We start from the raw sequence: 16,160 nt of genomic DNA on the forward strand, positions 1-16,160 counted from the left end.
TGTGCTTGGCTCCGGACTCAGCGGCCGAGGGTGCGATAAGGAACCTTTGCCAGGTAGTCGATGTCGGCACTGGTGCTCCCACCCACCCGACGTGGACTGCCGATTTCGCTGACCCAGGCCATGTAGTCCTGAGGGGAACCACCCTTCCGGATCTTTGCGCGTTCCGGCAATTTCTTGGCAGGACCACCGGTGAAGATGAGCTGAGGGAAGCCCAGGATTCCGCGGTAGTACTCGTCGTAGCGAGGGGTGGTGATGTTGAAGGGAGTGTCACCGAGCTCGCGGCCGGGAAGCACACGGTTCCGCTGGTAGGGAACAGTGTCGTAGCCGAAGGTGTCGAGGTATTCGGTGCTGTCGAGGAGAACGTCAACCAGGCCCTCGAGACCCTTGGTCGCAATCACGATCGACCAAGACAGCTCCTCGCCTTTCCCGTTGACTTTGCGACCAAGGATCCGCTCGCAAAGGTGGCGGACAACCTTGTAGTTGCTGTTGAAGCCGTAGAAGGTGCGCTTGAAGGTGTCGGAGAGCACCAGGCCGCGGATGAAATCACGAACGGTGATTTGGCCATCCTTGAGCTGGGACTCAAGGTTGACGTCCCGATCTGTCTCGAAGGCGTGGAAAAAGATTTGGCGGTAGCCGCTCTCAACCACCGTGTCGAAGTTGTCCCGGTCGTCGGCAATCTCAATGGAGTAGGCCCTCGATCCTTCCTCGGAGCCAATGCGAATGTTTGGAACACCACTCCTGAGGGAGTTCTGGGTGATCGGTGCGTACTCCAGAAGAGGAATGGCCACGCGAGCTACAACATCCACTGTCCGGGATCGTAGAAGTGCTCGGTCTTGCCCCCTTCAGCAGGTGTTGCAGCGATTACATGCCGTAATACTTCTTCTAAGTATTTCTGCTTACCAGCCGAAGGGGGCGAGGCCTGCTGCGCTGATGGCAGTTTGAGCGCTATGGCTGGACTCCGGCGCGTCATCCAGCTGCCTGGTCTCCATGCAGAAGGAGGCGTTGTTGGAGAGCCCCTGAACCGTGCTGGTGCGCAGCCGCAGGTTCGGTCCCGCGAACCAGAAGCGCTCGAGGGAGCTCATCATTTCGTAATCGGTGGTGAGGATTAGGCCGTTTTCCTCGTCCATGCGGAACTGGCCGGCTACCGGCGCTTTTTCGGCGTAGCCGCGATCCCGCAGCAATAGTCCGCGTCGCCCCGTCTCGTCCTCGGGGATCAGTCCGAACATGGTCTGGTCTTCGTGGGATTCACCTGCGCGGTCCCAGGCCATTGATCCGCTCCAGCGCACCCAGCAGCCGCCGACGATTCGCTCAACGCTCTCGTTGTTGCGCTCGGCGATCTCCGCGAGTCGCTCGTCTCCCTTCAGCAGTTCCTCCACGACGATGAAGGAGGCTCCGGCTTCGGCTCGGCGATGCAGCAGATGATGCTGGCTGCGCTGCGAAGTCCACCGGCCACAGCTCAGGCGAAAGAAGCTGAGGGCGTCCGAGATATCAAGCATCGCCCGCGTTAAACAGATGAATTGATGATGGCAGCTCGTCGACGACTGTCACGACAGCCATGTCAGCCACGGCAGCGGGCTTCGGCGGAGTTGATCAGATCGTCGAGGGTCAGCGCCAAGGGTGGCTTGCCCAGCTCAATCGCCAGCTGATCGAGCTGGTCGGCGGCCGCCCTGAGCTGCTCAAGCAGGGTCTCGAGAAAGGCGGGGTCGTCCGCAACGACAGGTTGCTGCCTGCACCAGAGGCGCTGTTGGTCTTCGTCGGGGATCGCGCCTGTGGCCTCGCGTTCTGCCATCGCCTGAAAGCTGTCCAGACAGTGGCTTAGAACCCGCAGGTGATGCCGATCCAGCTGTGGCAGCAAGGTGGCATCGATCTGTTCAATCGTCGCCCGGTCGATGGCCATCAGCCCTCGGCAAGTGGAGTGATCCGGAAGCCGCAGGCGTGACCTCCCTCGAGCCGCCAATGCACGCGTTCGACTCGACAGTCCGGCACGGTCTGCCGGATCAGTAGTAATTCTTGGTCGCATACCGCAGGAAATTCCTCGGCGATGCGTTGCACCGAACAGTGGGCCTCTTCGAGTCGCCAGCTGACGCCGTCGTCGTCTCTGCTGCAAACGGTGACGTAGCCCTCGTCGCGCCGCAGCCGTGCCAGATGTTCGAGGCGAGCCTCAAGGGAGGCATTGCCCAGGCTTTCTCGGTATTGGCTGGCTTTCGACTCGGCCTGCTGGTTCAGCAGCTGACGCACGGTCGCTTCGGGCAGATGGCTGCGCATCGAATCCAGTAGCCCCAGGGCGAAGCGGTCACTGCCGTCTGGAAACTGGGCCCGTCCCTGGTCGGTGAGACACCAGCGGTTACTGGGACGCCCTGGGCCGCTGGAGTTGCTGCTGGCGCACACCAAGCCACTTTCGGCAAGAGAGCGCAGGTGCCGGCGCATGGCCTGCACGGAAATGCCCACGGTGCCGGCCAGATTGCCAGCGTCTTCCTCTCCGCGCTCCATCAGCAGGGAGAGCACGGCGTCGCGGGTGCTGGCAGGAGCCGAGGCGCTCATGAAGAAGCCAAACCTTCCCACACGATGCCATCGAATTGCCTCGGAATGTCGGCCGGGTTGCAGGTCACAATGGGAAGCCCGCTGACCGGAGGCCTGTTGGCCTAGGCTTCCGATAAGGAAACCGCGGGGTTTCGTAATTCGCCGCTCCCTCCACTTCCATGTCCGACGCCCCTCAAGAGCCGACAGCAGAAAGCCTGGAGGTGATCCGCAAGTTCGCTCAAACCTATGCGCAGCGGACAGGCACCTATTTCTGTGCTGATCCCAGTGTCACCGCTGTTGTTCTGAAAGGTCTCGCGCGTCACAAGGACGACCTGGGAGGCGCTCTGTGCCCATGCCGGCACTACGACGACAAAGAGGCCGAGGTCTCCCAGGCCTTTTGGAACTGCCCCTGTGTTCCGATGCGTGAACGCAAGGAATGCCACTGCATGCTCTTCCTCACTGAGGACAATCCTTTCGCCTGCCCTGACAAGACGCAGTCCATCTCCACTGAAACGATTAACGCCACCGTCGGCTGAACTGAATGACCAGTACCTCCACACGGGATCTCGTCAGTCAGCCGTACAAGTACGGCTTTGTCACCGAGATCGAGACCGACAAGATCGCCAAGGGTCTCAGCGAGGAGGTCGTTCGTCTGATTTCGGCCAAGAAGGAAGAGCCGGAGTTCCTGCTGCAGTTTCGGCTTAAGGCCTTCCGCCACTGGCTCACCCTGGAGGAGCCTGATTGGGCTGCTCTCGGTTATCCCGAGATCGACTACCAAGACATCGTTTATTACGCCGCGCCCAAGCAGCAGGACAAGAAGGCCAGCCTTGATGAGGTGGATCCGAAGCTCCTGGAAACCTTCGACAAGCTCGGCATCCCGTTGAGCGAACAGAAGCGCCTCAGCAATGTTGCTGTTGATGCTGTTTTCGACAGCGTGTCGATCGCCACCACCTACAAAGAGAAGTTGGCGGAACACGGCGTGGTGTTCTGTTCTTTCAGTGAAGCGGTGAAAGAGCACCCCGAGCTGATCGAGCGTTACCTCGGCACCGTTGTTTCCAGCAACGACAACTACTTCGCCGCCCTGAATTCAGCGGTGTTCAGCGACGGATCCTTCGTCTTCATCCCGAAGGGGGTGGAGTGCCCGATGGAGTTGTCCACCTATTTCAGGATCAATTCCGGGGACACCGGTCAGTTCGAGCGGACCCTGATCGTGGCCGAAGAAGGTGCCTCGGTGAGTTACCTCGAGGGCTGCACCGCCCCGATGTTTGACACCAACCAGCTCCACGCTGCGGTGGTTGAACTGGTGACCCTTGAGGATGCCTCCATTAAGTACTCCACGGTTCAGAATTGGTATGCCGGCGATGAAAACGGTGTCGGCGGGATCTACAACTTCGTGACCAAGCGCGGCCAGTGCCGTGGTGACCGCAGCCGCATCAGCTGGACCCAGGTGGAGACCGGTTCGGCCATCACCTGGAAGTACCCCAGCTGTGTGCTGCAGGGTGCTGATTCAGTAGGTGAGTTCTATTCCGTTGCACTCACCAACAACTGCCAGCAGGCCGATACCGGAACGAAGATGGTCCATGTCGGACCGCGCACCCGCTCCACGATCGTGAGCAAAGGCATCAGCGCCGGACGCTCCAGCAACAGCTACCGAGGCCTTGTGCAAATGGGGCCCAATGCCAAGGGAGCTCGTAACTACAGCCAGTGCGATTCGATGCTGATTGGCGATCAGGCTGCTGCGAACACGTACCCCTACATCCGTTCTCAGCAGCCGCAGGCGGCCATCGAGCACGAGGCCAGCACCTGTCGCATCTCCGAAGACCAGCTCTTCTATCTCCAGAGCCGTGGCATCGGTTTTGAAGAAGCCGTCTCAATGATGGTCAGTGGCTTCTGCCGCGACGTCTTCAACCAGCTGCCCATGGAGTTCGCTGCTGAGGCTGACAAATTGTTGGCCCTCAAACTCGAGGGATCCGTGGGCTGATCCCTGTCTCCACCCTGTCTCTGTTTTTCAACGCCTTCTTCCGTGATTCGCCCTGACGCTGAGCTGCTGCTCGACATCCAAGACCTGCATGCCTCCGTGGAGGACAAGCCCATCCTCAAGGGGGTGAATCTGCAGGTGCGGGCTGGTGAGATCCATGCCGTGATGGGCCGCAACGGCAGTGGCAAGAGCACGCTCTCCAAGGTGTTGGCTGGGCATCCGGCGTATCGAGTCACTGCCGGCACCGTTCGCTACCGCGGTCAGGATCTGTTTGATCTAGAGCCCGAAGAACGGGCGCGTTTGGGGGTTTTTCTCGGATTTCAGTACCCGGTTGAGATCCCCGGCGTTAGCAACCTGGAGTTCCTGCGGGTGTCCACCAATGCTCGGCGGGAGAAAGAGGGGGAGGAGGAGCTCGACACGTTTGCCTTTGAGGATCACGTGCACGACAAGCTCAAGGTGGTGCAGATGGACCCCGCCTTTCTCGAGCGGAGTGTGAATGAAGGGTTCTCCGGTGGTGAGAAAAAGCGCAACGAGATCCTGCAGATGGCGTTGCTTGAGCCTGTGGTGGCGATTCTCGATGAAACCGATTCGGGTCTCGATATCGACGCCCTGCGCATCGTTGCCGGTGGAGTGAACCAATTGGCGACGGAAGACAACGCCACGCTGTTGATCACTCACTACCAGCGTCTTCTTGATGAGATCACCCCGGACTATGTCCATGTGATGGCTGCGGGCCAGATCCTGCGCACTGGCGGACGGGAACTGGCCCTTGAGTTGGAGCAGACCGGATACGACTGGGTGGATCAGGAGCTGGCCACTCAGGGGGCTGCTTGATCATGGGGAGCAGCGTGCTGGCGCCGGTGCAGGAGCGCGGTCGCGCCGCGTTGGAGCACCTCGGTCTGCCCAGCCGCCGGGAAGAGTCCTGGCGACTCACCGACCTCAAGCGTCTTGCGGCTGTGTCGGCGTTGCCGACCAGCGCGTCAACGATTTCAGCACCACTGCCGCCCAGCGTGGAGGGGGTGACCCGTCTGGTGCTCAACGGTTCTGACGATCCCTTGGCAGGGCAGCTCCTCCCGGAGGGGATCACGGTTCTCAATGCTGATGAGCTGAAGCAGGCCCTCGGCCACACACTTGATTGCTGCGGTTGCGCCCAGGCCTGGCCGGTGGAGTTCAACCACGCCAAAGCGCAGCAGATCCTGGCCCTCAGGGTGCGGGGGCGCGTGGGTTCGCTGGAACTGGTCCTCGCGGCGGGTGCCGGGTTGAACGCCACCCGGGTGCTACTTCTGCTCGAGGAAAAGGCGGAGCTTGAGTTGCTGCAGGTGTTGTTGGCGGAGGGTGCGTCCGCCCACAGCCACCTGCTGGAAGTGCATTTGGGGCAGGAGGCGCAACTTCGGCATGGGGTGCTGGCCACGGCTGATGGCGCTTCGTCGTTGATGGCGCATTTGGCGGTTGAGCAGGAGCCCCGCAGCTCCTATGCCCTCACCTCGGTCGTTCAGGGCTGGAGCTTTGGACGGGTGGAGCCCCGGGTGGTGCAGGTGGATGGACAAGCGCAGACCGTGCTCAAGGGTTTGGTGGTGACTGGCGCCGAACAGCAGCTGGCCACCCATACCGCGGTGCGTTTCGACGGGCCTGAAGGGGAGTTGGATCAGTTGCAGAAATGCCTGGCCGGTGGCCAATCCCACGCGATTTTCAACGGTGCTATCAGTGTTCCCCGCGATGCCCAGCGCACCAATGCAGCGCAGTTGAGCCGCAACCTGCTGCTGTCTGATCGCGCACGGGTCGACACCAAGCCCGAGCTGGAAATCGTGGCGGACGATGTGCGCTGCGCCCACGGCGCCACCGTGTCTCAACTCCAAGACGATCAGTTGTTCTATCTCCAGAGTCGTGGGATCGCCGCGGCGGAGGCGACCGCGCTGCTGTTGCGCGGGGCCTGCCAGGAGGTGATCGAGCAGCTTCCTGCTGCTGCGCAGGCTTGGCGTCCCCTGGAGCGCGTGATGGGCAGCCTTGCTCCATGACAATCACCGCAAAAGCACGATCTGGTGCGGATTTCGTGGATTTATCCTCTCGATATCGTTCCGACTTCCCGATTCTTGAGCAGTTGGCTCCCGATGGCCGGCCGCTGATATATCTCGATCACGCCGCCACCAGTCAGAAGCCCCGCCAGGTGCTGGAGGCGCTGCAGCAGTACTACAGCTGCGACAACGCCAACGTGCATCGCGGCGCCCACCAGCTCAGTGCCCGCGCCACCGATGCTTTTGAGGCAGCCCGCAGCACGACTGCGGCCTTCGTGGGTGCCGCTACTGCCCGGGAGATCGTCTTTACCCGTAATGCCAGTGAAGCGATCAACCTCGTGGCGCGCACTTGGGGTGACGCAAACCTGAAGGAGGGGGACGAAATTCTCCTCACCGTGATGGAGCACCACAGCAATCTGGTGCCATGGCAGCTCCTGGCCCAGCGCACCGGTTGTGTGCTGCGTCATGTCGGCATCACCGAATCCGGTGAGCTGGATTTGGACGATTTCCAGGCCCAGCTCAGCCAGCGCACCCGGCTGGTGAGCCTGGTGCACATCAGCAATGCACTCGGCTGCTGCAATCCCCTTGATCAGGTGATCCCGGCGGCCCATGCCGTTGGCGCCTGCGTGCTCGTTGATGCTTGCCAGAGCCTGGCCCACAAGCCGATTGATGTGGCAGCGATGGAGGCCGACTTTCTTGTCGGCTCGTCCCACAAGCTCTGCGGGCCCACCGGCATGGGCTTTCTCTGGGCGCGGGAGTCTCTGCTGGAGGCGATGCCTCCCTTCCTCGGTGGTGGGGAGATGATCCAGGACGTCTACCTGGATCACAGCACCTGGGCGGTGCTGCCCCACAAGTTCGAAGCTGGAACCCCTGCCATTGGAGAAGCGGTGGGCATGGGTGCCGCAATTCGTTATCTGCAGGCAGTTGGTCTGGAGGCGATTCAGGCCTGGGAGGCTCAGCTCACCCGGCATCTGTTCAACAGGCTGCAGGCCATTGATGGTGTGCGGGTCTTGGGGCCGACGCCGGATCAGCAGCCCGACCGCGGTGCCCTGGCCACATTCCTTGTGGATGGCGTGCATGCCAATGACATTGCCGCGCTGATTGATGCGTCTGGAATCTGCATCCGCAGTGGTCACCACTGCTGTCAGCCCTTGCACCGTTTGTATGACGTCACGGCTTCAGCCCGGGCCAGCCTGAGCTTCACCAGCACCTTTGAAGAGATCGACCGCTTCAGCGAGGAGCTCGCCTCCACGGTCGCCTTCCTGCGCGAACACAGCTGAGCCGACTCAGGCGGCCAGCTGCTGATCGTTCGAAATGCCTTCGCGTTGCTCCAGGGGGACGACGTTGCCGCTCTGGATGGTGTACTGCACCCAGCGGTAAGACCGCACGCCGGCACGGGGTGCTGCGTTAATCGGTTCAGGGCTGGCGTAGCTGTTGCCGCGATAACGCAGGATCCGCATTAATACTCAGGAAGCTTTGGACACCATCTCAGGCCCGATGCAGTTTCATCCGTTCCATGGGGCACAGGTTGAACGTTCCTGTTGGTTGCTCGCTTAAGCCATCACATTTGCTGAACCCGGTTGTGTGGGTTGTAACCATCTGCTAGCTCAGCCCTGATTCTTCGGTGGATGCTGAGGTTTGCCGCTCAATCCGTTTGATCGCCTTGAGGATGAGGAACAGCATCCAGGCCACCAAGAGGGCTTCGACGATGGTGTCAACTAGCTTCCCAATCTCGATTGCGCCGCCGAAATAGTTGATTTTGAGATCTTCGAAGCTGCCCTTGGGAACAAAGGGGTTCAGGAGTGGCATCAAGAGGTCTTTAGTGACTGAATCAACGATTCTTGTGAATTGTTGCCCCACAATGAATGCAATTGCGACCGTCAGAGCACTGCCCTTGGTGAAGAAGAACTCGATAAATTCTCGGCGCCAACGTTGAAGCATGATCTGAACATTGATATCTTTTGATCCTATGGGAAGTTTGTATTTGTTGCTTATTTGTCTCGATCTGTCGTGATTTGATGATGACCTCTGGTCTTCACTTCCGCTGCTCCGCCAGGCCCAGTTGACGCCGAAAAAAGGCTTCGGTTTCTTCCAGAACCTGGATTTGTGTGGCTTGGTTGCGGAAGCCATGGCCTTCGTCATCGAAGAGCTGCACCTCCACCGGTATGCCGTTGCTGCGCAGGGCTTCGGCCATGCGCTCGGTCTGTTCCGGAGGCACCACCTTGTCTTTTAACCCCTGGAAGAACAGCACCGGACAGCGGATTTGATCCGCATGTAGCAGGGGCGATCGCTTCTCATAGAGATGACGTTCCGTTGGCCATGCCCCCACCAGACCATCGCAGTAGCGCGCCTCAAACCGGTGGGTGTCTTCGGCCATGGCGGTGAGATCACACACCGCATAGCGGCAGGCACCGGCCTGGAACACATCGGTAAAACACAGAGCCGCCAGGGTGGTGAACCCGCCAGCACTCCCACCTTCGATGGCGATCTTGTCGGGATCAGCGCGACCGGAGTCGATCAAGGCCCGGGCTGCTGCGGCGCAGTCGGCCACATCCACCACCCCCCAGCCACCGTTCAGCCGCTCCCGGTAATCCCGGCCGAACCCCGTTGAGCCGCCGTAATTCACATCCACCACGCCCCAGCCACGGGAGGTCCAGTACTGGATCGCCAGGCTGAGGCCGCGGCGGGCCATGGCCGTTGGTCCGCTGTGGCTTTTCACCAGCAGTGGGGCTGCCCCTGGTGGTTTGCCGCTGGGGGGGTAGTACCAGGCATGGGTGCGTTCCCATTGGTGGCCGTTGAACCACAGCGGTTCGGCCACGCTGATCTCTTCTGCCGCCAAGGGGGCTGGTATGGCAGGGCTGTGGCTCCAGATTGGGGTGGTTGGTCGCAGGTCGAGTTCCAGCAGTCCGGCCACGCTGGTGCCGTTGCTGGCCACGGCCACGGCGCGGCCTTGGCAGGCGCTCAATCCCGCCAGATCATCAAAGGGCTGCGGCAACGGCTGCACGCTTCCATCCAGACTGAGCCGTTGAAATGACCAGGCCCCGCGGCTGCACACGGCTGCAATCAGCTGTTCGCCATCCCAAGCCGTGGTGCTCATTCCATAGATCCATTGGGGCATGGCTGTTTCAGCGGCCATCGGCCAGGGCCTTTCCCAGTCGGCATCGGCGCTGGGTTGGAGCATCAGATTCCACCAACCCGTGCTGTCTTCCGCCACAAGCAACTGTCCGTCGGACAGCCACTGGGGTTGAAACACCGAGACGCCGTCGCCCCCGGCTAACTGACGGGGCTGGAGCAGCCCGCCCGTGTCGCTGAACCCCGCGCACCACAGACTGCTGCTGTCCCAGGGCATGGCGGGTTGCTGCCATTCCACCCAGGCGAAGCGCTGGCCATCGGGGCTCAAGCAGCCATAGCCGGCAAAGTCCGCCGGTTGGTGCAGCAGCAACGGGTTCTGATCGGCCCCGCTCAACGCCAGGCTCACCAGCTCGTCACGGCCCTCGACTTCACGGATTCCGATCCAGCGCTGCCTGGGTAGATCGAGCACGCCATCCGCCAGCTCCCAGTTGCCCTCCCGGCTGAGCCGTTCGGCTGCTGCCAGGGGGGTGGGATGGTCTGTGTTGGTCTTTGGCAGGCGCCAGTCCTGACGCCAGACGCAGCCGCTGTCGATCCAGGTCAGGATCAGCCTGTCCTGCTCCACAGCAGTGGCGAGCACCCCGCCGCCGTAGTCATGCACGCGACTGCGCAGGTTGCTGGGGGCCGGCGTCAGCTCCAGAGGGTCCGCTTCGGAATCGCCGAAACGGCGAATCAAGGCTGTGGTGCGGCCCCGTTCCTGGGGACGTTGCTCCAGCCAGATCAGCCACACCGTTGCATCTGGTCCACTGACCAGTACCGGTTCCTTGAGCCCCGGCAAACGGCCGACGGCATGCTGCGCGGATAACGGAACGGCTCCCATGGCGGCTGAATTAGGCCGCTTACCATGCTGAATCAACGCGGCGTTGGCCTTGGCAGGAAGCTTTGCAGAGTTGGCCCGTCAGGCCGACAAGTCGCGGGACACGATGCTGGTCCCCAAAACCGCCCTTGAAACTCCGCCGTTGGAGATTTACACCCTGGGCGATGAAGTCCTGCGAAAGTCGGCGCGTCGCATCGGCAAGGTGAATGAGCAGGTGCGGGAGCTAGCCCGCGACATGCTGCGCAGCATGTACACCGCTAAGGGCATCGGTCTGGCGGCACCTCAGGTGGGGATCCATCAGCAGCTGCTCGTGATTGATCTCGACTTGGAGAATGCGGCCACACCGCCTCTGGTGTTGATCAATCCGGAAATCAGTGCGGCCAGTGCCGGGCTCGATACCTATGAGGAGGGCTGCCTCAGCATTCCTGGGGTGTATCTCGATGTGGTGCGCCCAACGGCGATTGAAGTGAGCTTTCGCGATGAGATGGGTCGGCCCCGCAAGATGAAAGCCGATGGCTTGATGGCCCGCTGCATTCAGCATGAGATGGACCATCTCAATGGCGTGTTGTTCGTCGATCGCGTCACCGATGAAGACGGTCTGCAGAAAGAGCTCCAGGAGAAGGGCTTCGAGCGCCAACATGTTCGGAGCGTCGCCTGAGCCATGCCAATGAAACCCTTGGCCGGCGTTTTCCTGGCCCTTGCCTGTGTTCTTGGCATTGCCAGCACAGGTTGTGTCTTCGAACTGGCCTATGGCGATCCCGACCTCGGGGTCAAAGCCACCAGTTGGATCTTGGCCCTTGCGGCCCCCGCAACCGTTGGCACCCTGCTGGTCGCCATACGCCTCAATAAACCGGCCTGATCGGGGGCGACCGATTCAGGCATCACTTTTACGATCCGCTCAGTTCCTCCATGGACGTGATGGCACGCTTTCGAACCGTGGCTGCTGCTGGCCTAGCTCTCGCAGCGACCTCGGTACCAGTGGCCTTGGCCCAGGGCTCTCTGTTCACGGCGGTGCCCGTGGAGATGAGCAACTTTGTTCTGGTGTCGGCTCCCATCGGCCAGGGGCAACGCTCGCAGTTGAACATCTACGAACAGCGGACCACGAAACGCCCGTGTTTTGCGGTGGGTGCTGGCTCGCCGGCGATGGTGGATCCCCTGCTGTCCAAGTTTGATTTCACCGGGGTCTGCAACCGTTACATCGACGGCAACGGCTATTCCCTGCGCATCGGTGGTGATGACCTTGGCACCCGTTATCGGCTCAGCGTGGTGAACAGCGGCAGTGATATTGAGTTGCTGGCGACACCGACCCGCAATCCCTCCCAGCCAACCCTGCTCGTCGCCCGGGCCGGCGGGGCCGCCAGTGGCTTTGTTCAGCTGAAGCTTGAGCCGGGGTGGACCCTGAAGCGACGGGCCTACGGCAAGAAAAGCCTGGGCCATCTCTACGTCTATCGAGACAGCGCACCGACTCCCTGAGCTGAGAGGGGACTAAACCGGTCAAAACACCTGTTGTCGAGACCTGTCAGTGAATTCACACTGAAGGAAGACCCAGGAGGCCGTGATGAAAACCACAGTTGTGCAATGGTTTGAGTGGTTTGGTGAAGCGATGACCCATGCGCTGGGGTCGCTCAACGACCGCCATCTCCAGCCCCCGCCGATCGGCACCCAGCCCTACCGGGATACACCGGACAAGCGGGCGCGCAACTACTGAGGTTCAGGTCCCCTCAGCAGATCGGTGCAGCGGTAGCAGCTCGCTTCCGCCACGGCATTGCGGTTAACAGATGACTGATCGTTCAGATCAGCAATGGTCCGTGCCACCCGCAACAGCTGAAGACTGCTGCGGGTGCTCAGGCCGCGTTGTTGGATCAATTGTTCCCATAGATCCAGCGCCGCAGTCTCGATTGCTCCGCTCTGCCGCAGCGCTTTTGCCGACAGTCGGCCATTGCGGCAGCCGGCGGGATTGCGGCTCTGCATCCGCTGGCGGGCCCGTTGAATCCGTGTTGGGCTGCACCAGGACTCGGTGACTTTCGACGGGCCGTGAGGATTCAGCACGTTCGCCATCTCCTTGGCGGAGCGCCGTTCGAGCCGCAGTTGTAGGTCGAGCCGATCCAGGAGCGGGCCTGAGAGCCGCTGCCAGTACCGCTGGCGCTGGCTGATGCTGCAGCGACAGCCATGGTCGCGATCGCCATGCCATCCGCAGGGGCAGGGATTGGTGGCTGCCACCAAGGTGATCAAGGCGGGGAAGACAGTGCTGTGCTGGGAGCGGCTGATCTGTACGGCGCCTTCCTCCAGGGGCTGCCGCAACTGATCCAGCACTGTTCGCGGAAATTCCGCTAGCTCATCGAGAAAGAGCACACCACCGTGGGCCAGGCTGAGTTCGCCGGGACGGGGCGAGCGTCCTCCCCCCAGCAAGGCGGCTGCGGAGCAACTGTGATGGGGCGATCGAAAGGGGCGTTGCTGCTTCAGTTGATCGATGTCATGGAGATGTCCGGCGATCGAATGGATGCGTGTGATGGTGAGCGCTTCCTTCCGGCTCAGGGGCGGCAGCAGGTGTGGCAAGTGATGGGCCAGGCGGGTCTTGCCGCAGCCGGGGGGACCCACCAGAAGGAGATGGTGGCCGCCTGCAGCGGAAAGGGCCAAGCCCCGTGAAGCCAGGCTTGTCTCAATGGATGGCAAGGGCTCCGGGCTGTTGATGCGGCCTGATGCTCGGGAGCCGCTGCAACCGATGACGGGCCAGGGTTGCTCTCCTTTGAGTTGCAGAACCAGCTCCCGCAGGTTGGGCGCGGTGTGGATTGGCAGCCCCTCAATCAAGCTGGCTTCGCTGGCATTGGCGGGAGGGATCACCAGGGCTCGGGCCTGCTGCTGATGGGCCTGGTCGGCGAGGGCGATCACCCCGCGACAGGGCCTGAGGCTGCCGTCGAGACCCAATTCGCCAGCACACCAGAGGCCTTCCAGCTGAGGGCGGGCGAGCTGCCCGCTGGCCACCAACAGCGCCAAGGCAATCGGGAGATCAAAGGAGGGGCCTTCCTTGCGTAGATCGGCCGGAGCCAGGTTGATCACCACGCGAACCAGGGGGCCGCGGAAGCCGCTGTTGCGCAGGGCGGAGCGGACGCGCTCCCGCGACTCCTGAATGGCCTTGTCTGGCAGGCCCACCAGCTGGACGCCCGGCAGGCCTGGGGCGAGATCCACTTCCACCACCACAGGCCTGGCCTCCAGACCTTGTAGGGATGCACTGAGACAACGTGCCAGCATTCTGAAGTGGGTGACGCAGGAGATTCATGCCCTTGCTGTCACACCGGTATGGCTGTTCCTTCGTTCTTAAGGCCCATGGCAGACGACACGATCTTCGGGAAGATCCTTCGCGGCGAGATCCCGTGCGATGAGGTCTATAGCGATGAGCAGTGCCTGGCCTTTCGGGATGTCGCCCCCCAGGCACCGGTTCATGTGCTGGTGATTCCCCGCAAGCCGATTGAGAGCCTGCGCTCCGGTGCTGCAGAGGATGCTCCCCTGCTGGGCCATCTGCTGCTGGTCGCTGCTCGGGTCGCCAAACAGGAGGGGCTGGACGACTTCCGCACGGTGATCAACAGCGGTGCCGGTGCTGGTCAGACGGTGTTTCACCTTCATGTGCATGTGATCGGTGGGCGTTCTCTGGCTTGGCCCCCCGGCTGATGCTGACGGCGAAGCAGCGCAATGGCCGCCAGACTGAGCACAGTTCAGCAGTGGCATGACCCACCAGCTTCAGAACCTGCGGGATCAGGCCGCCAAGCTGCGTCGACTTTCGCAGCCCTACTTCTTTCCATACACCGAAGACAACGGTTGGCAGTTCATCGGACTTCTGGTGAGCCTGCTGTTCTGTGTGGCCGGGATCGTGCTGTTCCTGGTCACCGGGCTGATGAACGGCCTGTCGTGGCTGCTGCCGCAGTTGACCGGTCAGTACCTCGGTGGCGTCCAGTCCTCCCTGGCCATGCTCTGGTCCCGTGGATGGGGGACGGGCATCAGTGCCCTGTTCGTGCTGGGGGCTGTGGTGTTCGCCTCCGTGCGGGGCCAGCTGCGGCACCGCCGCTGGCTGCCTTGGCTGTTTCTCGGTTTGATCATCCTGATGCTGTTGAGTGTGAACGGCATCAATGCCGGCATCACATTCATCGCTAGGGATCTCACCAATGCGTTGATCTCCAAGGACGGGGATGCGTCCTACCGCAATCTCTGGGTCTATGGCGCTTGTTTTGCGGTTGCCCTGCCGATTCGCAGTCTGCAGTTTTATTTCACCCAGAAGCTGGGTCTGTTCTGGCGGGAATGGTTGTCGCTGAGTTTGGTGGACGACTACCTCCGGGATCGGGCGTATTACGTCCTCAACCCCAACGATGAGGCGGCCACCAACGTCGATAACCCTGATCAGCGCATTTCAGAGGATGTTCGTGATTTCACGGCTCAAGCCCTTGGCTTCGCACTCAATATCTTTGATTCGATTCTCACCTTTTCTCTCAATATCCTCATCCTTTATTCGGTGAGTGAGGGCTTGACTTTCGCTCTGTTGGCCTATGCCGCTGCTATTTCGGTCTTGATGATTGTTGCCGGTCGTAAGCTGGTGCGTCTGAACAATTTTCAGTTGCGTTTCGAAGCGGATTACCGCTATGGCCTTGTTCGGGTAAGGGATAACGCCGAATCGATTGCTTTCTATGCAGGTGAACAGCAGGAAGCCAAGGAGGTGACGCGTCGCTTGGCCACTGTTGTTGAGAACTTCAATCTTCTGATCGTCTGGGAGGTGTTGCTGCGTGTGCTGCAGCGTTCCAGCATCTACGCCAGTAATTTCATCCCTTATCTGATTCTTGCTGCGCCGATTCTGGCGGGTGAGATGGATTACGGCGGCTTCGCTCAGGCGAATGTTGCTTACAACCTGGTTGAGGGATCGCTCTTCTTCATTGTCTACAATATCGAAGCGCTGGCCCGATTCTCGGCATCAATTAACCGGCTGGAAGGTTTCCAGTCGAATATCTCGAACCTGGATCGTGAGGAGTGGAGTGATTTCGCTCCGCGGATTGTGCCGTCCGACCGTTTGGCGCTTCAAGGGGTCACGGTCAAAACACCGCGGACCGACAACGTGCTGGTGCGCGATCTCAGCTTTTCGCTCGACACTTCTGAAGGCTTGCTTGTGGTCGGGCCCTCTGGCTGTGGCAAGACCTCATTGCTGCGGGTTGTGAGTGGGTTATGGGGATCACCGACAGGCACTGTGTATTCCCCAGGGCAGGGGGACCTTCTGTTCATTCCGCAGAAGCCTTATATGGCTCTGGGATCGCTCCGCGAACAGCTCTGTTACCCATTGGATCAGGCTCGTTTCAGCGATGAACAGCTGCGGGCCGTTCTGGATCAGGTGATGCTCGCGAAATTGCTGCAGCGTTACCCCGACCTCGATATCAAGCAGGACTGGCCGCGGTTGCTCTCTCTGGGAGAACAGCAGCGGCTGGCGTTTGCCAGGTTGTTGCTGAATTCCCCCAAGGTCGTGGTGCTTGATGAAGCCACCAGTGCCTTGGATGTTGACACTGAATCCCGTCTTTATGCGCTGCTGCGCGAACGCGAGGTGGCTTTCATCAGCGTTGGTCACCGGCCGACCTTGAAGGAGTTCCATGACACCGTTCTCGAGTTGAGTGGAGATCGCGACTGGCGGCTGATCCCGGCGACCAGCTATGACTTCGAACGTTCCTGAACCGGC

19 protein-coding genes are annotated in these 16,160 nt (G+C 61.0%); 11 read left to right on the forward strand and 8 right to left on the reverse strand.

Annotated features, from left to right (window positions below; all coding sequences use genetic code 11):
* Window positions 1-17: 17 nt before the first annotated feature.
* The 4 genes from NCN06_RS04945 to NCN06_RS04960 form a co-directional block, all read right to left on the reverse strand.
* A complete protein-coding gene (locus NCN06_RS04945; RefSeq protein ID WP_502988827.1) occupies window positions 18-788 on the reverse strand; it encodes a phycobilisome rod-core linker polypeptide in 771 nt (256 codons plus the stop codon).
* Window positions 789-896: 108 nt separating this feature from the next.
* On the reverse strand, window positions 897-1,496 hold the full coding sequence (locus NCN06_RS04950; protein ID WP_226398633.1) for a phycobiliprotein lyase: 600 nt from the start codon (window positions 1,494-1,496) through the stop codon (window positions 897-899).
* Window positions 1,497-1,558: 62 nt separating this feature from the next.
* Window positions 1,559-1,897: an NDH complex assembly factor CRR9 gene (locus NCN06_RS04955; RefSeq protein ID WP_166017722.1), complete on the reverse strand. Its 339-nt coding sequence runs from the start codon at window positions 1,895-1,897 to the stop codon at window positions 1,559-1,561.
* Window positions 1,897-2,541: a helix-turn-helix transcriptional regulator gene (locus NCN06_RS04960; protein WP_226398632.1), complete on the reverse strand. Its 645-nt coding sequence runs from the start codon at window positions 2,539-2,541 to the stop codon at window positions 1,897-1,899. The genes NCN06_RS04955 and NCN06_RS04960 overlap by 1 nt, the downstream gene beginning before the upstream one ends.
* Window positions 2,542-2,699: 158 nt before the next feature.
* Between NCN06_RS04960 and NCN06_RS04965 the strand changes: the two genes are divergently transcribed.
* Genes NCN06_RS04965 through NCN06_RS04985 form a run of 5 tightly spaced genes read left to right on the forward strand, consistent with a single transcriptional unit; the run spans window position 2,700 to window position 7,790 of the window.
* Entirely contained in the window at window positions 2,700-3,056 is a 357-nt protein-coding gene (locus NCN06_RS04965; protein WP_115022527.1) for a ferredoxin-thioredoxin reductase catalytic domain-containing protein, read from the forward strand.
* 5 nt (window positions 3,057-3,061) lie between these two features.
* Window positions 3,062-4,501: a Fe-S cluster assembly protein SufB gene (gene sufB, locus NCN06_RS04970; protein WP_115022526.1), complete on the forward strand. Its 1,440-nt coding sequence runs from the start codon at window positions 3,062-3,064 to the stop codon at window positions 4,499-4,501.
* A 42-nt stretch (window positions 4,502-4,543) separates the two neighbouring features.
* Window positions 4,544-5,332 carry a Fe-S cluster assembly ATPase SufC gene (gene sufC, locus NCN06_RS04975; protein WP_166017724.1) on the forward strand — a complete coding sequence of 263 codons (789 nt, stop codon included), beginning with the start codon at window positions 4,544-4,546 and terminating at the stop codon, window positions 5,330-5,332.
* A 2-nt stretch (window positions 5,333-5,334) separates the two neighbouring features.
* Complete coding sequence (gene sufD / locus NCN06_RS04980; RefSeq protein WP_166017725.1) at window positions 5,335-6,513, forward strand: Fe-S cluster assembly protein SufD; 1,179 nt, start codon at window positions 5,335-5,337, stop codon at window positions 6,511-6,513.
* Entirely contained in the window at window positions 6,510-7,790 is a 1,281-nt protein-coding gene (locus tag NCN06_RS04985) for a SufS family cysteine desulfurase (protein ID WP_166017726.1), read from the forward strand. The genes sufD and NCN06_RS04985 overlap by 4 nt, the downstream gene beginning before the upstream one ends.
* A gap of 6 nt (window positions 7,791-7,796) precedes the next feature.
* Here the strand turns inward: NCN06_RS04985 and NCN06_RS04990 are convergent, their stop codons facing one another.
* The 3 genes from NCN06_RS04990 to NCN06_RS05000 form a co-directional block, all read right to left on the reverse strand.
* The gene (locus tag NCN06_RS04990) at window positions 7,797-7,970 is read right to left on the reverse strand and encodes a hypothetical protein (protein WP_166017727.1); all 174 of its coding nucleotides are present in this window, start codon (window positions 7,968-7,970) and stop codon (window positions 7,797-7,799) included.
* A 142-nt stretch (window positions 7,971-8,112) separates the two neighbouring features.
* The gene (locus NCN06_RS04995; RefSeq protein WP_166018066.1) at window positions 8,113-8,451 is read right to left on the reverse strand and encodes an MscL family protein; all 339 of its coding nucleotides are present in this window, start codon (window positions 8,449-8,451) and stop codon (window positions 8,113-8,115) included.
* 94 nt (window positions 8,452-8,545) lie between these two features.
* Window positions 8,546-10,459, reverse strand: a complete 1,914-nt coding sequence (locus NCN06_RS05000) for a S9 family peptidase (protein WP_226398630.1) — start codon at window positions 10,457-10,459, stop codon at window positions 8,546-8,548.
* Between the two features lie 49 nt (window positions 10,460-10,508).
* Here NCN06_RS05000 and def point away from each other — a divergent pair, with 49 nt between their 5' ends.
* The 4 genes from def to NCN06_RS05020 all read left to right on the forward strand — a co-directional run bounded on the left by def (window position 10,509) and on the right by NCN06_RS05020 (window position 12,164).
* Window positions 10,509-11,114 (forward strand): peptide deformylase, encoded by a 606-nt coding sequence (gene def / locus NCN06_RS05005; protein ID WP_250398716.1) that lies wholly within the window; start codon window positions 10,509-10,511, stop codon window positions 11,112-11,114.
* A 3-nt stretch (window positions 11,115-11,117) separates the two neighbouring features.
* Complete coding sequence (locus NCN06_RS05010; protein ID WP_115022517.1) at window positions 11,118-11,315, forward strand: hypothetical protein; 198 nt, start codon at window positions 11,118-11,120, stop codon at window positions 11,313-11,315.
* Between the two features lie 50 nt (window positions 11,316-11,365).
* The gene (locus NCN06_RS05015; protein ID WP_226398628.1) at window positions 11,366-11,929 is read left to right on the forward strand and encodes a DUF3747 domain-containing protein; all 564 of its coding nucleotides are present in this window, start codon (window positions 11,366-11,368) and stop codon (window positions 11,927-11,929) included.
* A gap of 85 nt (window positions 11,930-12,014) precedes the next feature.
* Window positions 12,015-12,164 carry a hypothetical protein gene (locus NCN06_RS05020; protein WP_166017731.1) on the forward strand — a complete coding sequence of 50 codons (150 nt, stop codon included), beginning with the start codon at window positions 12,015-12,017 and terminating at the stop codon, window positions 12,162-12,164.
* Here NCN06_RS05020 and NCN06_RS05025 read toward each other — a convergent pair.
* Window positions 12,158-13,705 carry a YifB family Mg chelatase-like AAA ATPase gene (locus NCN06_RS05025; RefSeq protein WP_226398627.1) on the reverse strand — a complete coding sequence of 516 codons (1,548 nt, stop codon included), beginning with the start codon at window positions 13,703-13,705 and terminating at the stop codon, window positions 12,158-12,160. The genes NCN06_RS05020 and NCN06_RS05025 overlap by 7 nt on opposite strands.
* A gap of 75 nt (window positions 13,706-13,780) precedes the next feature.
* Here NCN06_RS05025 and NCN06_RS05030 point away from each other — a divergent pair, with 75 nt between their 5' ends.
* Complete coding sequence (locus tag NCN06_RS05030) at window positions 13,781-14,122, forward strand: histidine triad nucleotide-binding protein (RefSeq protein ID WP_115022512.1); 342 nt, start codon at window positions 13,781-13,783, stop codon at window positions 14,120-14,122.
* 55 nt (window positions 14,123-14,177) lie between these two features.
* Window positions 14,178-16,154, forward strand: coding sequence for an ABC transporter ATP-binding protein/permease (locus NCN06_RS05035; protein ID WP_115022511.1), 1,977 nt, complete (start codon window positions 14,178-14,180; stop codon window positions 16,152-16,154).
* Window positions 16,155-16,160: the final 6 nt, after the last annotated feature.

Source organism: Synechococcus sp. MU1648, assembly GCF_023630615.1.
Taxonomy (GTDB): Bacteria; Cyanobacteriota; Cyanobacteriia; order PCC-6307; family Cyanobiaceae; genus Parasynechococcus.

Coding starts and splice junctions, on each gene's coding strand:
- NCN06_RS04960 (WP_226398632.1), bottom strand. CDS start 2,541: ATGAGCGCCTCGGCTCCTGCCAGCACCCGCGACGCCGTGCTCTCCCTG.
- NCN06_RS05030 (WP_115022512.1), top strand. CDS start 13,781: ATGGCAGACGACACGATCTTCGGGAAGATCCTTCGCGGCGAGATCCCG.
- NCN06_RS05025 (WP_226398627.1), bottom strand. CDS start 13,705: ATGCTGGCACGTTGTCTCAGTGCATCCCTACAAGGTCTGGAGGCCAGG.
- NCN06_RS04990 (WP_166017727.1), bottom strand. CDS start 7,970: ATGCGGATCCTGCGTTATCGCGGCAACAGCTACGCCAGCCCTGAACCG.
- sufD (WP_166017725.1), top strand. CDS start 5,335: ATGGGGAGCAGCGTGCTGGCGCCGGTGCAGGAGCGCGGTCGCGCCGCG.
- NCN06_RS04950 (WP_226398633.1), bottom strand. CDS start 1,496: ATGCTTGATATCTCGGACGCCCTCAGCTTCTTTCGCCTGAGCTGTGGC.
- NCN06_RS04995 (WP_166018066.1), bottom strand. CDS start 8,451: ATGCTTCAACGTTGGCGCCGAGAATTTATCGAGTTCTTCTTCACCAAG.
- NCN06_RS04965 (WP_115022527.1), top strand. CDS start 2,700: ATGTCCGACGCCCCTCAAGAGCCGACAGCAGAAAGCCTGGAGGTGATC.
- NCN06_RS04955 (WP_166017722.1), bottom strand. CDS start 1,897: ATGGCCATCGACCGGGCGACGATTGAACAGATCGATGCCACCTTGCTG.
- NCN06_RS05035 (WP_115022511.1), top strand. CDS start 14,178: ATGACCCACCAGCTTCAGAACCTGCGGGATCAGGCCGCCAAGCTGCGT.
- NCN06_RS05000 (WP_226398630.1), bottom strand. CDS start 10,459: ATGGGAGCCGTTCCGTTATCCGCGCAGCATGCCGTCGGCCGTTTGCCG.
- NCN06_RS05015 (WP_226398628.1), top strand. CDS start 11,366: ATGGACGTGATGGCACGCTTTCGAACCGTGGCTGCTGCTGGCCTAGCT.
- NCN06_RS05020 (WP_166017731.1), top strand. CDS start 12,015: ATGAAAACCACAGTTGTGCAATGGTTTGAGTGGTTTGGTGAAGCGATG.
- sufB (WP_115022526.1), top strand. CDS start 3,062: ATGACCAGTACCTCCACACGGGATCTCGTCAGTCAGCCGTACAAGTAC.
- NCN06_RS05010 (WP_115022517.1), top strand. CDS start 11,118: ATGCCAATGAAACCCTTGGCCGGCGTTTTCCTGGCCCTTGCCTGTGTT.
- NCN06_RS04985 (WP_166017726.1), top strand. CDS start 6,510: ATGACAATCACCGCAAAAGCACGATCTGGTGCGGATTTCGTGGATTTA.